Source organism: Streptomyces roseus, assembly GCF_001044425.1.
Taxonomy (GTDB): domain Bacteria; phylum Actinomycetota; class Actinomycetes; order Streptomycetales; family Streptomycetaceae; genus Streptomyces; species Streptomyces roseus.
On sequence record NZ_LFML01000048.1, the window covers coordinates 16,371 to 33,455 of the forward strand.

Annotated in this window: 19 protein-coding genes and 1 tRNA gene; 11 read left to right on the top strand and 9 right to left on the bottom strand. The window is 72.6% G+C overall.

Features of this window, described 5'->3' with window-relative positions:
* Positions 1-41: 41 nt before the first annotated feature.
* From ACS04_RS12495 to ACS04_RS12535, 9 genes are all read left to right on the top strand, one after another.
* Positions 42-239, top strand: coding sequence for a hypothetical protein (locus ACS04_RS12495; RefSeq protein WP_048476640.1), 198 nt, complete (start codon positions 42-44; stop codon positions 237-239).
* A gap of 309 nt (positions 240-548) precedes the next feature.
* The gene (locus ACS04_RS12500) at positions 549-1,094 is read left to right on the top strand and encodes a tRNA adenosine deaminase-associated protein (RefSeq protein ID WP_048476641.1); all 546 of its coding nucleotides are present in this window, start codon (positions 549-551) and stop codon (positions 1,092-1,094) included.
* A 62-nt stretch (positions 1,095-1,156) separates the two neighbouring features.
* The gene (tadA, locus tag ACS04_RS12505; RefSeq protein WP_048476655.1) at positions 1,157-1,585 is read left to right on the top strand and encodes a tRNA adenosine(34) deaminase TadA; all 429 of its coding nucleotides are present in this window, start codon (positions 1,157-1,159) and stop codon (positions 1,583-1,585) included.
* 57 nt (positions 1,586-1,642) lie between these two features.
* Positions 1,643-1,727: transfer RNA gene (locus ACS04_RS12510), tRNA-Ser, on the top strand.
* A gap of 130 nt (positions 1,728-1,857) precedes the next feature.
* The gene (locus ACS04_RS12515) at positions 1,858-2,145 is read left to right on the top strand and encodes a hypothetical protein (RefSeq protein WP_048476642.1); all 288 of its coding nucleotides are present in this window, start codon (positions 1,858-1,860) and stop codon (positions 2,143-2,145) included.
* 374 nt (positions 2,146-2,519) lie between these two features.
* The gene (locus ACS04_RS36210; protein WP_167352584.1) at positions 2,520-2,681 is read left to right on the top strand and encodes a hypothetical protein; all 162 of its coding nucleotides are present in this window, start codon (positions 2,520-2,522) and stop codon (positions 2,679-2,681) included.
* Positions 2,682-2,923: 242 nt separating this feature from the next.
* Positions 2,924-3,934: an RNA polymerase sigma factor SigF gene (locus tag ACS04_RS12525; RefSeq protein ID WP_245236378.1), complete on the top strand. Its 1,011-nt coding sequence runs from the start codon at positions 2,924-2,926 to the stop codon at positions 3,932-3,934.
* Positions 3,935-4,153: 219 nt separating this feature from the next.
* Positions 4,154-5,011, top strand: coding sequence for an RNA polymerase sigma factor SigF (locus ACS04_RS12530; RefSeq protein WP_048476645.1), 858 nt, complete (start codon positions 4,154-4,156; stop codon positions 5,009-5,011).
* A gap of 56 nt (positions 5,012-5,067) precedes the next feature.
* Positions 5,068-5,808, top strand: a complete 741-nt coding sequence (locus ACS04_RS12535) for a hypothetical protein (RefSeq protein ID WP_053080754.1) — start codon at positions 5,068-5,070, stop codon at positions 5,806-5,808.
* Between the two features lie 76 nt (positions 5,809-5,884).
* Here the strand turns inward: ACS04_RS12535 and ACS04_RS12540 are convergent, their stop codons facing one another.
* The gene (locus tag ACS04_RS12540) at positions 5,885-6,124 is read right to left on the bottom strand and encodes a hypothetical protein (RefSeq protein ID WP_048476646.1); all 240 of its coding nucleotides are present in this window, start codon (positions 6,122-6,124) and stop codon (positions 5,885-5,887) included.
* A 156-nt stretch (positions 6,125-6,280) separates the two neighbouring features.
* On the opposite strand from ACS04_RS12540, the gene ACS04_RS12545 reads away from it, so the two are divergent.
* Positions 6,281-6,739, top strand: coding sequence for a MarR family winged helix-turn-helix transcriptional regulator (locus ACS04_RS12545; protein ID WP_048476657.1), 459 nt, complete (start codon positions 6,281-6,283; stop codon positions 6,737-6,739).
* Between the two features lie 106 nt (positions 6,740-6,845).
* Positions 6,846-8,480, top strand: a complete 1,635-nt coding sequence (locus ACS04_RS12550) for an MDR family MFS transporter (protein WP_483414639.1) — start codon at positions 6,846-6,848, stop codon at positions 8,478-8,480.
* Positions 8,481-8,547: 67 nt separating this feature from the next.
* On the opposite strand, the gene ACS04_RS12555 is transcribed toward ACS04_RS12550, so the two are convergent.
* The 8 genes from ACS04_RS12555 to ACS04_RS12590 all read right to left on the bottom strand — a co-directional run.
* Complete coding sequence (locus tag ACS04_RS12555) at positions 8,548-9,246, bottom strand: TetR/AcrR family transcriptional regulator (protein WP_048476648.1); 699 nt, start codon at positions 9,244-9,246, stop codon at positions 8,548-8,550.
* Between the two features lie 90 nt (positions 9,247-9,336).
* On the bottom strand, positions 9,337-11,592 hold the full coding sequence (locus tag ACS04_RS12560; RefSeq protein ID WP_048476649.1) for a glycosyltransferase family 39 protein: 2,256 nt from the start codon (positions 11,590-11,592) through the stop codon (positions 9,337-9,339).
* Positions 11,589-12,857, bottom strand: coding sequence for a bifunctional glycosyltransferase family 2/GtrA family protein (locus ACS04_RS12565; protein WP_048476650.1), 1,269 nt, complete (start codon positions 12,855-12,857; stop codon positions 11,589-11,591). Before ACS04_RS12565 ends, ACS04_RS12560 begins: the two co-directional genes overlap by 4 nt.
* Before the next feature lie 25 nt (positions 12,858-12,882).
* A complete protein-coding gene (locus ACS04_RS12570) occupies positions 12,883-14,403 on the bottom strand; it encodes a sensor histidine kinase (protein ID WP_048476658.1) in 1,521 nt (506 codons plus the stop codon).
* A gap of 74 nt (positions 14,404-14,477) precedes the next feature.
* Positions 14,478-15,245 (bottom strand): response regulator transcription factor, encoded by a 768-nt coding sequence (locus ACS04_RS12575; RefSeq protein ID WP_048476651.1) that lies wholly within the window; start codon positions 15,243-15,245, stop codon positions 14,478-14,480.
* Between the two features lie 99 nt (positions 15,246-15,344).
* Positions 15,345-16,223: an amidohydrolase family protein gene (locus ACS04_RS12580; protein ID WP_048476652.1), complete on the bottom strand. Its 879-nt coding sequence runs from the start codon at positions 16,221-16,223 to the stop codon at positions 15,345-15,347.
* On the bottom strand, positions 16,207-16,545 hold the full coding sequence (locus ACS04_RS12585) for an antibiotic biosynthesis monooxygenase family protein (protein WP_048476653.1): 339 nt from the start codon (positions 16,543-16,545) through the stop codon (positions 16,207-16,209). The genes ACS04_RS12580 and ACS04_RS12585 overlap by 17 nt, the downstream gene beginning before the upstream one ends.
* A gap of 118 nt (positions 16,546-16,663) precedes the next feature.
* A partial coding sequence (locus tag ACS04_RS12590) for a DUF2797 domain-containing protein (protein WP_048476654.1) occupies positions 16,664-17,085 on the bottom strand: 422 nt, incomplete at its 5' end.

The following is a 17,085-nucleotide window of genomic DNA, read 5'->3' on the forward strand; positions in this document are numbered from 1 at the left end:
ACGGCGGAGGAGGACGACCGGACCAGCCGGGGTGGTGGCCGATGCCCGACACGCAGCAGCCGAGCCGGGGCGATGACGCGCCTGAACAGCCGGAGACGGCAGCGCAGCGCAGAGCGCGCCGTGCCCAGTTCCTGCGCGACCTGATGGAGGCGCGGGCCCTGCGCGACCGCGTCCAGCCCCGCCGTGCCCGCGCGGCCCGCATGCGCCAGCAGATGCGCATGCGCACGTTCCGCTGGTGACCCGCCGCGCACCCGGCGCGGGCCCGGGCCCGCGCCGGGCCGCTCCGGCGTTCGCCGCGCCGAGGCCGCGGGCGGGATCGAGGGGCCGCGCGAGGCCGCCGCAGCGCGCGCCGGCGGCCCCCGTACAACCCGCGGAGCGCACGGCACGGGACGACGCAAGCGCCGAAGACCTCTCGCAAAGCCGCGCTTTCTGCCACGATGCCGATTGGGCGGGGCACGAACGGCGAGCAGGACAGCCGTTCCCACCCTCCCCACCTCCGGCCGGGGGGACCTCCAACCGGCACGCCTATGACCAGTGGGAGAGTCACGGTGTACTTCGCCGCACTGCTCGCGCGCACCGAAGACGGGTGGGAAGCGAGCGACATGGAACTCGACGACGTCGAGTCCCTCAGTGATCTGATCGATCTCGCCCGGTCCGCCGCTGTCGACGACGACACGGTGGTCGCCCTCATCGAGCAGGAGGACGCCTGGTTCGGCGTCGTCCGCGTGGACGGCGAGGAGGACCCGCGGTACTTCGTGTCGAACGCCTCCGCGGCCTCCCGCAGCTCCTACGGCTCGATGCTGACCGACGAGCTGCTGGGCAGCGACGAGGAGGAGGACGAACTCGACGAACTGGACCTGGACGGCACCGAGGACGGCGAGGAGGAGACGATCGCCGCGTTCGCCGATGCCGACGACGAGGACGAGGAGGACCCGCCCGGTGCGGAACCGGTACCCGCCGGCCCGCTCGGCGACCCCCGGCTGCTGGACGACCTCGGCGTCAGCAACAAACAACTGATGACCCTCGACGGGGACGCCCTCTCGGAGATCGCCGAGTCCCTCGGCGCCACCGAGGTGCTGGAGGCCGTCCGCTAGTGATCACCACGCACCACCCCCCGCACGGCCCCGATCCCGTACGGGACCCGTGGCGGGCCTCCATGCGCCTCGCGCTCGCGGAGGCCGCCCGGGCGGTGCCGGCCGGCGACGTGCCGGTCGGCGCCGTCGTGCTGGGCCCGGACGGCGAGATCCTCGCCACCGGGTACAACGAGCGCGAGGCCACCGGCGACCCCACGGCGCACGCCGAGGTACTGGCGCTGCGCCGGGCGGCCGCCCGGCTCGGGGAATGGCGGCTTCCGGGGTGCACCCTCGTGGTGACCCTGGAGCCGTGCGTGATGTGCGCGGGCGCGCTCGTGCAGTCGCGGGTGGCCCGGGTCGTCTACGGGGCCGACGACGAGAAGGCGGGCGCCGCGGGGTCGCTCTGGGACCTCGTACGGGACCGCAGGCTCAACCACCGTCCGGAGGTGATCCGCGGCGTGCTCGCGCAGGAGTGCGCGCGGCAGCTGACGGACTTCTTCCGCGACCGCTGAGGGGGCTCGGCGGTATCGATTTCATTTGATGCGGATCCTTAGGCTAGGATCCATCTCGGTAGTGTGTCCGAGTGGCCGAAGGAGCTCGCCTCGAAAGCGAGTATGGGGCAACCCATCGGGGGTTCAAATCCCTCCACTACCGCTTCGTTCGAGAGCCCCGCCCCGCAAGGGACGGGGCTCTCGGCGTTTTGCCGGACGTCCCGCCGCGGGCCGACGCGTCTTTACGGATGACGCCCGCGTGACCGCGCGCCCCGCTCCGCCGTTGTCACGGCATGACCAAGATCCAGCGCATGCTCGCCGCCTTCGCCCTCGCGGGGGCCGCCGCGGGCCTCGCCGCTCCCGCCGCCTCCGCCGCCGCCCCGGCCCCGATCACCCTCCCGGACCTGCCGCAGGCGGCCCCGGGCATGCCGCAGGGGGCCACGCCCGGTTCCGTCCAGGAGATCGGCGGGAAGCTGGGCGAGCTGGACAAGCTGGGCCGGCTGACGCAGCTGCCGAACGACCTCGACCCCGCGATCGCCCCCGTGGCACCCGTCCTGGACCTGCTCGGCGCCATTCAGTAGTCGGCGGCGGCCCCTCCCCGGACAGCCGAAGAAGGCCCCGACCGGGGTCGGGGCCTTCGACGTACGGGCGGGGGAAGTGGCGTCGGGGGGACAAGCCACTCCCCCCGACGAGGACGGAACCTGCCAGCCCGGGCCGCGATCAGGGGGAAAGCCCGCGGCTCGGACCCCGCAGTGAGGTCCTGTCCCTCACCCACCGGTTTCCTGCCAGAACCGGTGGGCTCGCCCTCCATACTGCTCCACCCCCACCCTCCCGTACTGCGGCAAAGGACCCGGACCGCCGGGTCATTGGTCCATAAAGGCCTGGTGAGTGTCCGAAGACGAGCGGTTAGACTCACCCGACTTGGCAGTACCGGTTGGGGAGGCCGACACCGCTGATGGACACCAAGAAGATGATCATGAGTGGGCTCGTCATATTCGTGCTCTTCGTGATCATCACCCAGCCGGTCAAGGCCGCCGACATCGTCAAAATCGGCTTCCAGGGCATATCGGACGCCGCCCACGGCATCGGCGCGTTCATGACCGAATTGGTGCGCTGACCCGTACGCTGACGCGGCCTTTCGACTGACCGGCCCCCCACTCCGACGGGTGGGGGGTTTTCGTGTTCCCGCACCTCGCAATTCCCTTGCCCAAAACACCCCATTATGCCCAACTTGCCCTCAACACGGCGATATACGGTGCTTGCACACAGTGCACATGTCTTGTGATGCTATGACCGCTTTTGACGGATGAGTTGACTTGAAGGGGTGGCGTGACCGTGCCGGCCAGTACTGCGCCTCAGGTGCCACCCCAGCAGGAGCCCCAGCAGGACTCCTCCTCGCACTCCCCGCGGAGCCCCTCCCAGGGCCCGGCCCAGCCCCCCTCCCCGGACTCGCCCCAGGACTCCCAGGTCCCGACCCAGGACTCGCAGGTTCCATCCCAGGACACCCAGGCTCCGCCCCACGACACCCAGGCTCCGCCCCCGGACTCCCAGGTCCCACCCCAGCAGGACCCCCCTGCGGAGCCCCCGGCGCCCCCGAGACCGCAGAGCCGGGGCGCGGACACCCGTGCCCTCACCCAGGTCCTCTTCGGGCAGCTGAAGGGCCTACAGCCGGGCACGAGCGAGCACCACCGGGTGCGCGGGGCCCTCATCGAGGCGAACCTTCCGCTCGTGCGGTACGCGGCCGCCCGCTTCCGCAGCCGCAACGAGCCGATGGAGGACGTGGTCCAGGTCGGCACGATCGGCCTCATCAACGCGATCGACCGGTTCGACCCCGATCGCGGGGTGCAGTTCCCGACCTTCGCCATGCCGACCGTCGTGGGCGAGATCAAGCGGTACTTCCGCGACAACGTCCGCACCGTGCACGTGCCGCGCCGGCTCCACGAGCTGTGGGTCCAGGTGAACGCGGCCACCGAGGACCTCACCACCCTGCACGGGCGCACGCCCACGACCCCCGAGATCGCCGAGCGGCTGCGGATCACCGAGGACGAGGTGCTGTCCTGCATCGAGGCCGGCCGTTCGTACCACGCCACCTCGCTGGAGGCCGCCCAGGAGGGCGACGGGCTGCCGGGCCTGCTGGACCGACTCGGCTACGAGGACCCGGAGCTGGCCGGGGTCGAGCACCGCGACCTCGTACGCCATCTCCTCGTACAGCTGCCCGAACGTGAACAAAGGATCCTGCTGCTGCGGTACTACAACAATCTGACGCAGTCCCAGATCAGCGCGGAGCTCGGTGTGTCCCAGATGCACGTTTCGCGACTGCTCGCGCGCAGCTTCGCCCGGCTCCGATCCGCAAACAGGATCGAGGCGTAGCTGGAACGGGTGGAGGTCGTTCCGCCGTTTCCCATGGAATGGGCTCATTCCGCTCTGTCGCTGGAGATATATGTCGACTTGGCGCTACAGCGCGTTGCCGACATGTGACATTCTGCTGGAACCGCGTTTGCCGCAGCCCCGCCTCCGGTATTCAGGTGGAGGCTGCGTTCCTCCGACGGGCGCGCAGTACGCGACCGTCCGCGACCTCAAGGGGGTGGCATGTCCGGAGACCAGGGCAGCTCCAAGGTGCTCACGCTCATCAAGAGCGAAGCGCCGGCAGCGCCTGCACTGCCTGCAGCGCCTGTCCGCTCGGAAGCCATCGACACCCGCACCCTCTCCCGCTCCCTCTTCCAGCGACTCGCCGCCCTGGACGTGGACAGCCCCGAACGGGCGTACGTACGCGACACCCTGATCGAGCTGAACCTGCCGCTGGTGCGGTACGCGGCCGCCCGCTTCCGCAGCCGCAACGAGCCGATGGAAGACATCGTCCAGGTCGGCACGATCGGCCTGATCAAGGCGATCGACCGGTTCGACTGCGAACGCGGTGTGGAGTTCCCGACCTTCGCGATGCCGACCGTCGTGGGCGAGATCAAACGATTCTTTAGGGACACTTCCTGGTCCGTGCGCGTCCCGCGCCGGCTCCAGGAGCTGCGCCTCGCCCTCACCAAGGCCAGCGACGAGCTCGCGCAGAAGCTGGACCGCTCGCCGACGGTGCCGGAACTGGCCGCCGTACTCGGGGTGTCGGAGGAGGACGTGGTCGACGGCCTCGCCGTGGGCAACGCGTACACCGCCTCCTCGCTCGACTCGCCCTCCCCCGAGGACGAGGGCGGCGAGGGCTCGCTCGCGGACCGCCTCGGGTACGAGGACACCGCGCTGGAGGGCGTCGAGTACCGCGAGTCGCTCAAGCCGCTGCTCGCCAAACTCCCGCCCCGGGAGCGGCAGATCATCATGCTGCGGTTCTTCGCGAACATGACGCAGTCGCAGATCGGCGAGGAGGTCGGCATCTCCCAGATGCACGTCTCCCGGCTGCTGACGCGCACGCTGGCGCAGCTGCGCGTGGGCCTGATCGGCGAGTAGCCCCGGCCGAAGGGGTTCCCACCTGACGCAGGGTCAGCAAAACTACGGCGATGCGAGTGGACCGCCGAACGCTCACCCTGACGACCTTGTGCTGCTCTCTGGCCGCCGCGTGCCTGACGGGATGCGGCGGCCCGGCGCGGAACGGCTACGCGGCCGCCGGCGCCGTGGCCCCGGGCCCGGAACGCCGTGCGGGCGACAACGTACCGCCGCGGTCCGCGGTGGAACTCCGGCCACTGGGCGACGGCCCCGCCGCCTCGGCCCAGGCCCCGGCGCCGACGGGCGGTACGCCGCCCGGCATCCCGGCCCGGGGGAGTACCGCGGCCTCCGCGCCGGACGGGTCCCAGGGCGGGTCCCAGAGCGGGTCCCCGGGCGCCCCGGCCGGCGAAGCCGGGACCGTACAGCCGCCGCCCCAGCCTCCGCCCGTGCCGGAGCTGCCGCCGACCACCTCGAAGCCCCCCGCCCCCGCTCCGGGGACCACGCCCCCGGGCACGCCGGCGAACCTGGTCCTGAGCCCGCCGGCCCGCGCCCAGGCGGCGGACCGGTGGTGCGAGAAGGTCACGGTGGCGTTCACCAACAAGGGCACGAAACCGGCCACTTCGGGGACGGTCACGTTCTCGACCCACATCATCGGCGCGCTGGGCATCGACTGGGCCACGGTCGACACGGCCCAGCCCCTCCCCGCCCCCATCCCGGGCGGCACGACGAAGGCGCAGACCTACACGGTCTGCGTGGAATCCTGGCGGGTCCCCCTGGGCATGCACGTGGAAACGCGGAGGGCCACGGCGACCTGGACGTGAGGACGGCGCCGCAGCCTCCCGGTCCGGCGGGCCGTTGCGACCCGCCCGGACCCGCCCGCCGCTCCGGCCCGACGACCTAGAGGGCCATCCAGGCCACCAGTCCGATCAGCACCAGAGCGGCGACCCCCACCCCCAGCCACAGGCCGGTCTTCGACCCGGAACCCTGCGCGGCCTGGCGCCGACGGGACCCCGGAGCCACGGGTCCCTGCCCCGGCCCGGCCGGTGCGGCCTCCTCGACGAACGCCCGGAACATCTGAGTGCTGCCCGCGGGGTCGTAGTTGCCCTCGGGGCCCTGTGAGTTGTGGTTCGCAGCCATGCCTCAGGACCCTAGCGGGTTTTCCGATTCCTTTACCGCCCCCACCCCCCTATTCATTTGCCTGTAGCAACCAATCGATCCTATGGTTGCCCTAAGCAACAACATCCACGACGAGGAAAGGGAGGGGGGAGCCCCATGACCACGGAAGCCCAGACCCTGCCGGCACCACCGGCGCCACCGGCACCACCCGCGCAGCCCGCCCCCACCAGCCGCTACGAGGAGCTGGCCCGCCAGCTCACCGGCATCGGCGCGGTCAAGCGGGACCTGGCCCGCCTCCTCCCCCCGGACTGCCCGCCCGGCTCCGCCGCCGTCCTCACCCTGCTCGACCGCCACGGCGAGATACGGCTCGGCCGCCTCGCCGACCTCATGGCCATCGACATCTCGGTGACCAGCCGCCACGTCGCCCACGTCGCCGACCGCGGGTGGATCACCCGCGACATCGACCCCGGCGACGGCCGCTGCCGCATCCTGCGGCTCACCCCGGCCGGCCACGCCCTCCTCGCCGAGGTGGGCGCCCGCTACACCGGCGCGCTGGAGAAGGCCCTGGCCGACTGGTCCCCACACGACATCGACGTACTCAACACCTTGCTGACCCGGCTCCGATCGAGCTTCTAGACAAAGGAAACCCATGGCGACCACCGCACCCACCGGTGTGCAGGGAGGCAGCCGGTCGGAGGCCACGTCCGACCCCGCGTCCTCCGCCCCCGGCCCCCACGCCCCCATGACCCACGCGCAGATCATGAAGGCGCTGTCCGGCCTGATGCTGGGCATGTTCGTGGCGATCCTGTCGTCCACGATCGTCTCCAACGCGCTCCCCCAGATCATCAGCGACCTCGGCGGCACGCAGTCCTCGTACACCTGGGTCGTCACCGCCGCCCTGCTGTCGATGACGGCCGCGACCCCGCTCTGGGGCAAGCTGTCCGACCTCTTCAGCAAGAAGCTGCTGGTCCAGATATCCCTGGTGATCTACGTCCTCGGCTCCGTCGTGGCGGGCCTGTCCCAGAACACCGGCATGCTCATCGCCTGCCGCGTCGTCCAGGGCATCGGCGTCGGCGGCCTCTCCGCCCTCGCCCAGATCGTGATGGCCGCGATGATCTCCCCGCGCGAGCGCGGCCGGTACAGCGGCTACCTCGGCGCGGTCTTCGCCGTCGCCACCGTCGGCGGCCCGCTGCTCGGCGGAGTCATCACCGACACCTCGTGGCTCGGCTGGCGCTGGTGCTTCTACGTCGGCGTGCCGTTCGCGATCATCGCCCTGATCGTCCTCCAGCGGACCCTGCACCTCCCGGTCGTCCGCCGCGACGTCAAGGTCGACTGGCTCGGCGCCTTCCTGATCAGCGGAGCCGTGTCCCTGCTGCTGATCTGGGTCACGCAGGCCGGCGACTCGTACGACTGGATCTCCTGGACCACCGCGGCCATGACCGGCGGCGCCGTCCTCCTCGGCCTGCTCTTCCTCCTGGTCGAGTCCAGGGCGAGCGACCCGATCATCCCGCTGCGCCTGTTCCGCAACAAGACCATCTCCCTCGCCTCGGCCGCCTCGCTGTTCGTCGGCATCGCGATGTTCTCGGGCACGGTGTTTTTCAGCCAGTTCTTCCAGTTGGCCCGCGGCGAGTCCCCCACGATGTCCGGAATCCTCACGATTCCGATGATCGGCGGACTCTTCGTCTCCTCCACGGTTTCCGGTCAGGTGATCACGAAGACCGGTAGGTGGAAGGCCTGGCTCGTCTCCGGCGGCGTCCTCCTGACGGCCGGCCTCGGCCTCCTGGGCACCCTGCGGTACGACACCCCGTACTGGCACATCGCGATCTACATGGCGCTGACCGGCCTCGGTCTCGGCATGATGATGCAGAACCTCGTCCTCGCCACGCAGAACCAGGTGGCCCCCCAGGACCTGGGCTCGGCCAGCTCGGTCGTCACCTTCTTCCGCTCGCTCGGCGGCGCCGTGGGCGTCTCGGCGCTCGGCGCGGTCATGGCCAACCGGGTCACCCAGTACGTCAAGGACGGGCTGGCCGAACTCGGTCCGAAGGCCGCGGCGATGGGCCACGGCGGCACGGCCGGGGGCGGGATCCCCGACCTCGACAAGCTGCCCGCGCCGTTCCGCACGGTCATCGAGTCCGCGTACGGGCACGGCGTCGGCGACGTCTTCCTCTACGCGGCGCCGTTCGCGCTGCTCGGGCTCGTCCTGGTGCTGTTCATCAAGGAGGTCGCGCTGAAGTCGAAGCCGGCGGCCCACGCCCCGGCGGCGGCGGCCCCGGCTCCGGCCACGGCCTCGGCCTCGGCCTCGGCTCAGGCTTCGGCTTCGGCTTCGGCTTCGGCTTCGGCTTCGGCTTCGGCTTCGGCTTCGGCTTCTGCGGAGTAGCGGAACCGAGCGGTACGCGCGCCCCCGTCGGGCCGCCCCTCCTGTGGGAGCGGCCCGGCGGGGGTTTCTACGTCCCCGTGCGCGCGGCGGCCTTGGCCTCGATGCCCGCGATCAGGACGTCGAGCGCGAGGGCGAAGTCCCCGTCGGGCGCCCGCCGGGCAGCGCCCCCGCAGCCGTGCAGGAACTGCGACACGGCCAGGTGCGCGCCGGTCCGGCAGGCACCCGCCAGGCCGGTGGCGTCGAGGAGGCGCTGGAGGGCGGAGTCGAAGGCGCGGGCGTGCGGGCCGATGTTGGGGTACGCGGCCGTCAGCGCCGCCACCCACGGGTGCTCCGCCAGCAGGCGCCGGTACCCGCAGGCCAGCGACCGCAGCCGGCCCGGCCAGCCCTCCGCGGCCGGATCGGCGGGGGCGGAGGCGCGGGCGCGGACGGGCCGATCGGCCGGGACGGCAGGGGTGGCCGAAGCGGCCGAAGCAGTGCGGGGCAGCGGGAGCTCGCCCAAGGCCCGGTCCAGGGCCAGTTCGAGCAGATCGTGTTTGGTGTCGACGTACCAGTACAGGGACATCGCGGTGACCCCGAGCCCGGCCGCGAGCCTGCGCATCGAGAACCGGGCCAGCCCCTCGGCGTCGAGCAGCCGGACGGTGGCCCCGGTGATCCGGTCCCGGTCGAGACCGGAAGGCACCTCACTGCGGCGCCTGGCGGGTGCGCCGTGCCCCGGGGACAGCCACACGCTGGTCCGGGTCTCCCCGGGATCGGCCGCGGTCACCATGGAGGCACCCTCCTCACAACAGCTGGATCAGCCCGGAATGCCCGGTCCGCCCACTTGATGCTAGAGGGTGCCTCTCGCGTTCCGGCAGGTTCAGGACGGGGCGGACATGCCGTTCAGGGGGGCGGTCAGGTCGTAGAAGGTGGCTCCGCCGATCGTGGTGGACCGGTAGTGGGCCTGGACCCAGCTCGTGATGGCGCTGCTGGTGCCGCCGCCCGGGCCGCCCCCGGGACCACCGCCGGCGCCGCCGCGTGCGGTCGCCCCGGCCTGCCCGGTCTGCCCCGTCTGCCCTTCGCCGCCGGCGCGGGCGCCGCCGGCGATGAAGTAGTGGATCTTCCCGGCGCGTACGTACTCCTGGAACCGGGCCGGCGTCGGGGAGGGGTCGCTGCCGTTGAACCCGCCGATCGGCATCACCGGCTCGCCCGAGGCCAGCTGGTAGCTCGCCGCGTTCTGCGCGCCGACGGTGGCTGCCGCCCAGGTGTACTTCCCCGCGTCCTTGCGCAGGGCCGCCGTGGCCTCCTTGCCGGCCTTCGTACCGTTGAGAAGACCGCCGAAGCCGGCGCCGCCCGGGCCGCCCGGGAAGTTCTCCGTACCGCGCGCACCGCGCCCGCCGAAGGCGCCTTGGCCGCCCGGGAAGCCCTGACCGCCCTGGCCGGCCGCCGCGCCCCGGCCTCCGGGGAACTGCCGGGGCCCGCCCTGCGGACCGCCGCCCTGCTGCCCCGCCTGCGCGCCCTGCGGGGGCATGCCCGGCGGGAGTTCGCCGCCGAAGCGCATGCCCATGCCCATGCCGCCCCGGCCTCCCGAGACGGCGGGCCCGGCCGTCACGATCGATCCGCCGCGCGTGGAGTCCACCGTCGTCAGGCAGTACGCGAGCGGACCGGCCAGCGACGCCGCCAGCCCCAGCCCCGCCGCGCCCAGCGCGAACCGCCGGCCGAGCCGGGCGCCGACCAGCAGCCCGGCGGCGGCGAGGAGACCGGCCGCGAGCACCGTCAAGCGCAGCCAGGGCAGGTAGCCGGTCGAACGGCCGAGCAGGACCCAGGACCACCAGGCGGTCAGGGCCAGGGTGGCGGACAGGGTGAGCGCGGCGGCCCTGCCGCCCCGCTCCTCCCACAGCATGGCCACGCCCATGCCGACCAGCGCGGCCACGAACGGCGCCAGCGCCACCGTGTAGTACTCGTGGAAGATGCCCTGCATGTAGCTGAAGACCAGCGCCGTGATCAGCAGGGCCCCGCCCCACACCAGGAACGCCGCCCGGGCCATGCCCTCCAGGGAGTCGGCGGCCCGGCGGGCCCGCCACGTGATCACGAGTCCGGTGACGAGCATGACCAGGGCCGCCGGAAGCAGCCAGGAGATCTGTCCGCCGATGTTGGCCGAGAAGAGCCGGTCGATGCCGGTCTCCCCCCAGCCGCCCCCGCCCGCGCCACCGCCACCGGGCCGGGCTCCGCCGCCGACGCTGCCGGTCTCGTTGCCGTTGATCCGGCCGAGGCCGTTGTACCCGAGGGTGAGTTCCAGGAAGGAGTTGTTCTGCGAGCCGCCGATGTACGGGCGGGAGGAGGCGGGCCAGAGTTCCACGATCGCCACCCACCAGCCGCCGGCCACCACCATGGCCGCTCCGGCGAGCAGGAGCTGGCCGAGCCGCCGGCGCAGCCGGGCCGGCGCGCAGACCGCGTACACGAGGGCGAGCGGCGGCAGGATGACGAAGGCCTGGAGGGTCTTGGTCAGGAAGGCGAAGCCGACCGCGACGCCCGCCCAGACGAGCCACTTGGTCTGGGCCCCTTCGAGGGCGCGCAGGAGGCAGTAGACGGTGACGGTCAGCAGGAGGGTCAGCAGCGCGTCCGGGTTGTTGAAGCGGAACATCAGCGCGGCGACCGGGGTGAGCGCGAAGACCGCGCCGCTGATCAGGGCGGCCGCGGGCCCGAAGTGGCGGCGTACGGCGGCGTAGAGCACGGCCGTGGTGCCGACTCCCATCAGGGCCTGCGGAACGAGGATCTGCCAGCCGCCGAGCCCGAACAGCCGGACGGACAGGGCCATGGGCCACAGCGCGGCCGGGGGCTTGTCGACGGTGATGGAGTTCCCGGCGTCCGAGGAGCCGAAGAAGAAGGCCTTCCAGCTCTCGCTGCCCGCCTGAACTGCTGCGGAGTAGAAGGAGTTGGCGTAGCCGGAGGCGCCCAGGTTCCACAGCAGCAGGACGGCGGCGGCCAGCAGGAGCGCCGCGTACGCGGGCCGCTCCCAGCGCGGGCGCCCGGCGGCCGCGGTACCGGCCGCGGAACCCGGCGCGGTCGGGGCGGGCGGAGCGGTCGGGGCCCGTTCGGGGAACGGGGCGTCCATGGGTGGTACGGCCGTGGTCATCGGTTGTCGTCCTTCGCGGGAGTGGCGCGCCGCTCGGGGAAGACCCAGGCGCGGAAGAGCAGGAACCTCAGCACGGTGGCGGCGAGGTTGGCCGTGATCAGTACGGCCAGTTCGGTGCTGTGGGAGGGGGCGGCGGTGGCCGCGCCGAGCGCGGCGAGCGATCCGCTGGTCAGGGCCAGTCCGACGCCGAACACGACGAGGCCCTGGGCCTGGTGCCGTACGGCCCGGTCCCGGCCGCGGACGCCGAAGGTGAGCCGGCGGTTGGCGGCGGTGTTGGCGACGGCGGAGACCAGCAGGGCGCCGGCGTTGGCGGGCTGCGGTCCGGCGCCGAGCCGGAAGAGGGAGTACAGGGCGAGGTAGGCCAGCGTGGACAGCACCCCGACGGCACAGAAGCCCAGGAGCTGGCGGGCCAGCCCGCGCGGCACCCCGGGCAGGGCGCTGCGGTCGCGCGGGTCGTCGCCGAAGGGGCGGGCGAGCCGGTCGAGCGGCAGTGCGCCGACGGCGAGTGCCCGGCCCACCCGCCACATGCCTTTGAGGTCCTCGGTGGCGGTGCTGACGATGTGGACGGTGGAGTCCGGGTCGTCCACCCAGTCCACGGGCACCTCGTGGATCCGCAGCCCGGCCCGCTCGGCGAGGACCAGCAGTTCGGTGTCGAAGAACCAGCCCGAGTCCTCCACCAGCGGCAGCAGTCGCTCCGCGACCTCCCGCCGGATGGCCTTGAACCCACATTGGGCGTCGCTGAAGCGGGCGGCGAGGGAGGAGCGCAGGAGCAGGTTGTAGGCGCGGGAGACGAACTCCCGCTTGGCGCCGCGCACCACGCGCGAGGAGCGGGCGAGGCGGGTGCCGATGGCGAGGTCGGAATGCCCGGAGATGAGCGGGGCGACCAGCGGAAGCAACGCGTTGAGGTCGGTGGACAGGTCCACGTCCATGTACGCGAGGACGGGCGCCTCGGAGTCGGACCAGACCGTCCGCAGCGCCCGGCCGCGGCCGTTCTCCTCCAGCCGGGTGCTGCGTACGCCGTCTACCGCGGCGGCGAGGGCGGCCGCGACCTCGGGGGTGCCGTCGGTGCTCGCGTTGTCGGCGATCGTAATGCGGAACGGGTACGGGAACGTACGGGTGAGGTGCTCGTGGAGCCGGCGCACGCAGGGGCCGAGGTCCTTCTCCTCGTTGAAGACCGGGATCACCACGTCGAGTACGGGCTCGCCGGGCACGGGCGCGAGGTGCGCCCGTGCCGGAAGGGCGCCGGAGGAGGTGTCGGTTCGCATGTGCCGACCTTCTCCGGGCGGGCTGTCACCGCTGTGTGGTGAGCCTGTGCCCCGTCTGTGAGTCCGTCCGGCAGCCCTCCAGGGGCCCCTTCCCCGGCGGTTGGTGCGGGGCGAGCGGGAGCAGGACCTCGAAGCGGGTGCGCCCAGGCTCGCTCTGGACGCCCACCTGTCCTCCGTGCGCCGTCACGACGGCCTCGACGATGGCCAGTCCCAGGCCGGTGGAGCCTGCGGCCCGGGAACGGGAGGCGTCTCCACGGGCGAAGCGTTCGAAGACGTGGGGGAGCAGGGCCGTCGGGATTCCCGGCCCGTCGTCCTCGATCCTCAGCCGGACGGCGGATGTTTCACGTGAAACATGGGCCGTGACGGTGGTGCCGGGCGGGGTGTGCGTACGGGCGTTGGCGAGCAGGTTGACCAGGACCTGCTGGATCCGGGCCGGGTCGGCACGGATGGGCGCGGGCTCGTCGGGGAGCTCAAGGCGCCAGTGGTGCCCGGGCCCGGCGGCCCGCGCATCGCTCACGGCGTCGACGACGAGCGGGGCAAGGTCGGTGTCGTCGCAGCTGAGGGGGCGGCCGGCGTCGAGCCGGGCGAGCAGCAGCAGGTCCTCGACGAGGCCGGTCATCCGGGTGGCCTCGGACTCGATGCGTCCCAGGGCGTGGCGGGTGTCGGGGCCGGGCTCCTCGCGCCCCCTGCGGGTCAGTTCGGCGTAACCGCGGATGGAGGCGAGGGGCGTGCGCAGCTCGTGGCTGGCGTCCGCGACGAACTGCCGGACCTGGGTCTCGCTCTGCTGGCGGGCCGTGAGTGCGGAGGAGACGTGCCCCAGCATCCGGTTGAGGGCGGCGCCGACCTGTCCCACCTCGGTACGGGGGTCGGCCTCGGCGTCCGGGACGCGCTCGTGGAGGGCGGGCTCGCCGCTGTGCAGGGGGAGTTCGGAGACGCGGGTGGCGGTGGCGGCCACCCGGCGCAGCGGACGCAGGGCGACCCCGACCAGGGCCTGCCCGGCGAGGGAGGCCGCGATCAGCCCGGCGAGGGTGACGAAGACCTCCACGGCGATCAGCGTGCTCACGGTGGAGTCGACCTCGGCGAGCGGGAAGCCGAGGACGAGGCTGCCGTCCGGGGCCGTGAGCACCCGGTAGGCCCCGAGGTCCGGCAGGTCCAGGTTCACAGCGGCCGGCATGCCCTGACCGGCGGCTTTGCGGGCGGCCCTCGCCAGGACCGCGGTCTGGGCCGCGGTCAGGCGCTGGATGTGGTCGTACCCCGGGCCGCCGAGGGCGGCGCTGCGGGCCGTGTTGGCGACGGTGCCGTCGGCGAGGAGACGGATCCCGGCGGCGCCCAGCGGGGATCCGGGGGTCAGGACGAACTTGTCGTCCTTGTCCCGGACCGCTTTCTCCCCGAGGGGCTTACGGGTGCCCATCTCCACGGAGACCCTCAGCTGGTCGTCGAGCTTGTCGACCAGGTACGAGCGCAGTGCGAGGGTGGTGACGGCCCCGATGGCCGTGCCCACCACGGCGATCAGTGCCACCGCCGAGACGACGAGCCGCGCCCGCAGGGACCAGGAGCGGACCGGGCGGAAGAGGCGGGGCGGGCGGAAGGCGCGCTGCGACCGCGGCGGGCGGTGGGCCACTACTCGGCCGGCTTGATCAGGTAGCCGGCGCCGCGCCGGGTGTGGATCATCGGCGGGTAGCCGGGGCCGCTCTCCAGCTTGCGCCGCAGGTAGGAGATGTACAGCTCGACGACGTTGGCTTGGCCGCCGAAGTCGTACGACCACACCCGGTCCAGGATCTGCGCCTTGCTCAGCACGCGCCGCGGGTTGCGCATCAAATAGCGCAGCAGCTCGAACTCCGTGGCGGTCAGGTGGATCTCCCGGCCGCCCCGGGACACCTCGTGACTGTCCTCGTCGAGCCGCAGGTCGCCGACGGCCAGGACCGAGCCCCCGCGGGCCGCCTGCGCCGCGCCCGAGCGGCGGACCAGGCCGCGCAGCCGGGCCACGACCTCCTCCAGGCTGAACGGCTTGGTGACGTAGTCGTCGCCGCCGGCCGTCAGGCCCGCGATGCGGTCCTCGACGGAGTCCTTCGCGGTCAGGAAGAGCACAGGGAGCTGCGGGATCTCCCGGCGCAGCTGTCCGAGGACGGCGAGTCCGTCCATGTCGGGCAGCATGATGTCGAGGACCACGACGTCCGGACGGAACTCCCGCGCGGCCCGCACGGCACCGGCCCCGTCACCCGCGCTGCGGACTTCGCAGCCCTCGTAGCGCAGGGCCATGGAGAGCAGCTCGGAGAGCGAGGCCTCGTCGTCGACGACGAGTACCCGGCAGGGGCCCCCGTCCGGCCGGACGAGGGCCGTCGGGTTGCTGGTGGACGTGGACGCGTGGGCGGTGGTCGTCGCAGTCATGCGACCACGCTGACCGCGGCCTCTGAGAGCGTTCTTGTCCCTCCCTGTGAATTCCCTGAGAAACCCGGCGCCGCTGTCACGACCGACGCGGCACACCGCTCAGACCAGGCGGAACAGCCGGGCCCCGTTGTCGTGGCAGACCGCGCGGAGCCAGTCGTCGCCGAGGCCGAGCCGTTCGAGGGCCTCCAGCTGGTGCTCGTACGGGTAGGGGATGTTCGGGAAGTCGGTGCCGAGCAGGATCCGGTCGCCGAGGTCCGCGAGCCGCCCGCGCTCGGTGGCCGGGAAGCCCCGGAACCGCTCGGAGAAGTCGGTGAAGGCCATGGTGGTGTCGAGGCGTACCGCGGTGTACCGGTCGGCGAGCTCCAGGAAGTCGGCGTACTCGGGCATGCCCATGTGCGCCACGATCAGGGGGAGCCGGGGGTGGCGGGCCAGCAGCCGGGCGATCGGCTCGGGTCCGGTGTGCTTGGCCGGGACCGGCCCCGACCCGCAGTGGATCACCGTCGGGATGCCCGCCTCGGTGAGCAGTCCCCAGACGGGGTCGAGCAGCTCGTCGTTCGGGTCGTACCCGCCGACCTGGAGGTGTGCCTTGAAGACCCGGGCCCCGGCTTCGACGGCCTGGCGGACGTACGCCCCGGCGCCCTCCTCCGGGAAGAAGGTCGCGGTGTGCAGGCAGTCGGGGGTGCGGGCGGCGAAACCGGCGGACCAGGAGTTGAGCCAGGCGGCCATCACCGGCTTGTGCGGGTAGAGCATGGAGGTGAAGGCCCGGACCCCGAACTCCCGCAGGAGCGCGACCCGCTGCTCCTCCTCGTGCCGGTAGGTGATGGGCCACTCGACACCGTTCAGCGGTCCGAAGGCGTCGAAGTAGTCCCACACCTTCGCCAGGACCCTCTCGGGCATGAAGTGCGTGTGCACGTCGACCAGTCCGGGCAGCCGGAGCCGCTCCCGGAAGGCGCGGACCGTGTCAGCCGTTGCGGGCAAAGCCGTGGCTCCGTTCGACGGTCGCGACGTGCAGGGTGTAGCTCTCGTACCAGTCGGCGCGGCCCTTCTTCATGGCCGCCTGGTGCTCCAGGTCCTGTCGCCACTGGGCGAGGGAGTCGTGGTCGCGGAAGTAGGCGACGGTGATGCCGAGGCCTCCCGGGGTGCGGGCGGACTCGTAGCCGAGGAAGCCCGGGTTGGCGCTCACGATCTCTTTCATCCGGTCGAGGACTTCCGGGTATCCGGTGTCCTCCGGGGTGCGGATGTTGCTGAAAACCGCCATCACGTACGGCGGTTCGAAAGCGGGTACGGGCTGGATGCTCATGCCCACCACCTTCCGCAGCGGCCCCCCGGCGTGTCCACTGGAACGGGGCCCGGGAGCCCAAAGGGATCCAAGTCTTGACCTTGGACCTGCTGGGGTGCCGGGGGGCGGTCGCGGTGGTTCAGAACAGCCCGTCCTGCCCGGCGGGGGCGGCGGGCGGCGGCAGTTCGGCGACGGGCACGGCGGTCGTGGCGTCGGCATCGGCATCGGCATCGGTGGCGACGAGTTCCCAGCCCGCGAGCAGCCGGCTGTCCACCACGAGGCCGTCGGCGAAGTGCAGATCGGGACCGGCCGCGCCGACGAGCCGGCCCGTGACGGCCCCGCCGGGGACCATCGTGGTGACCACCCGAGCCGGGGCGGGCAGCCCGTCCAGCCCGAACGGCCCGGCGTGGTCGGCGATCGCGCACTCCAGCCGCTCCAGCGACTCCGGCCACCCCGGCAGGGCGGCGGCCCGGGCGTGCAGCTCCGCGACCTCCCGGGCGCGGTCGGCCGCCGTCGGCAGATGGACTCGTACGGCGCGCTTGCGGGCGTACGCGATCCGGT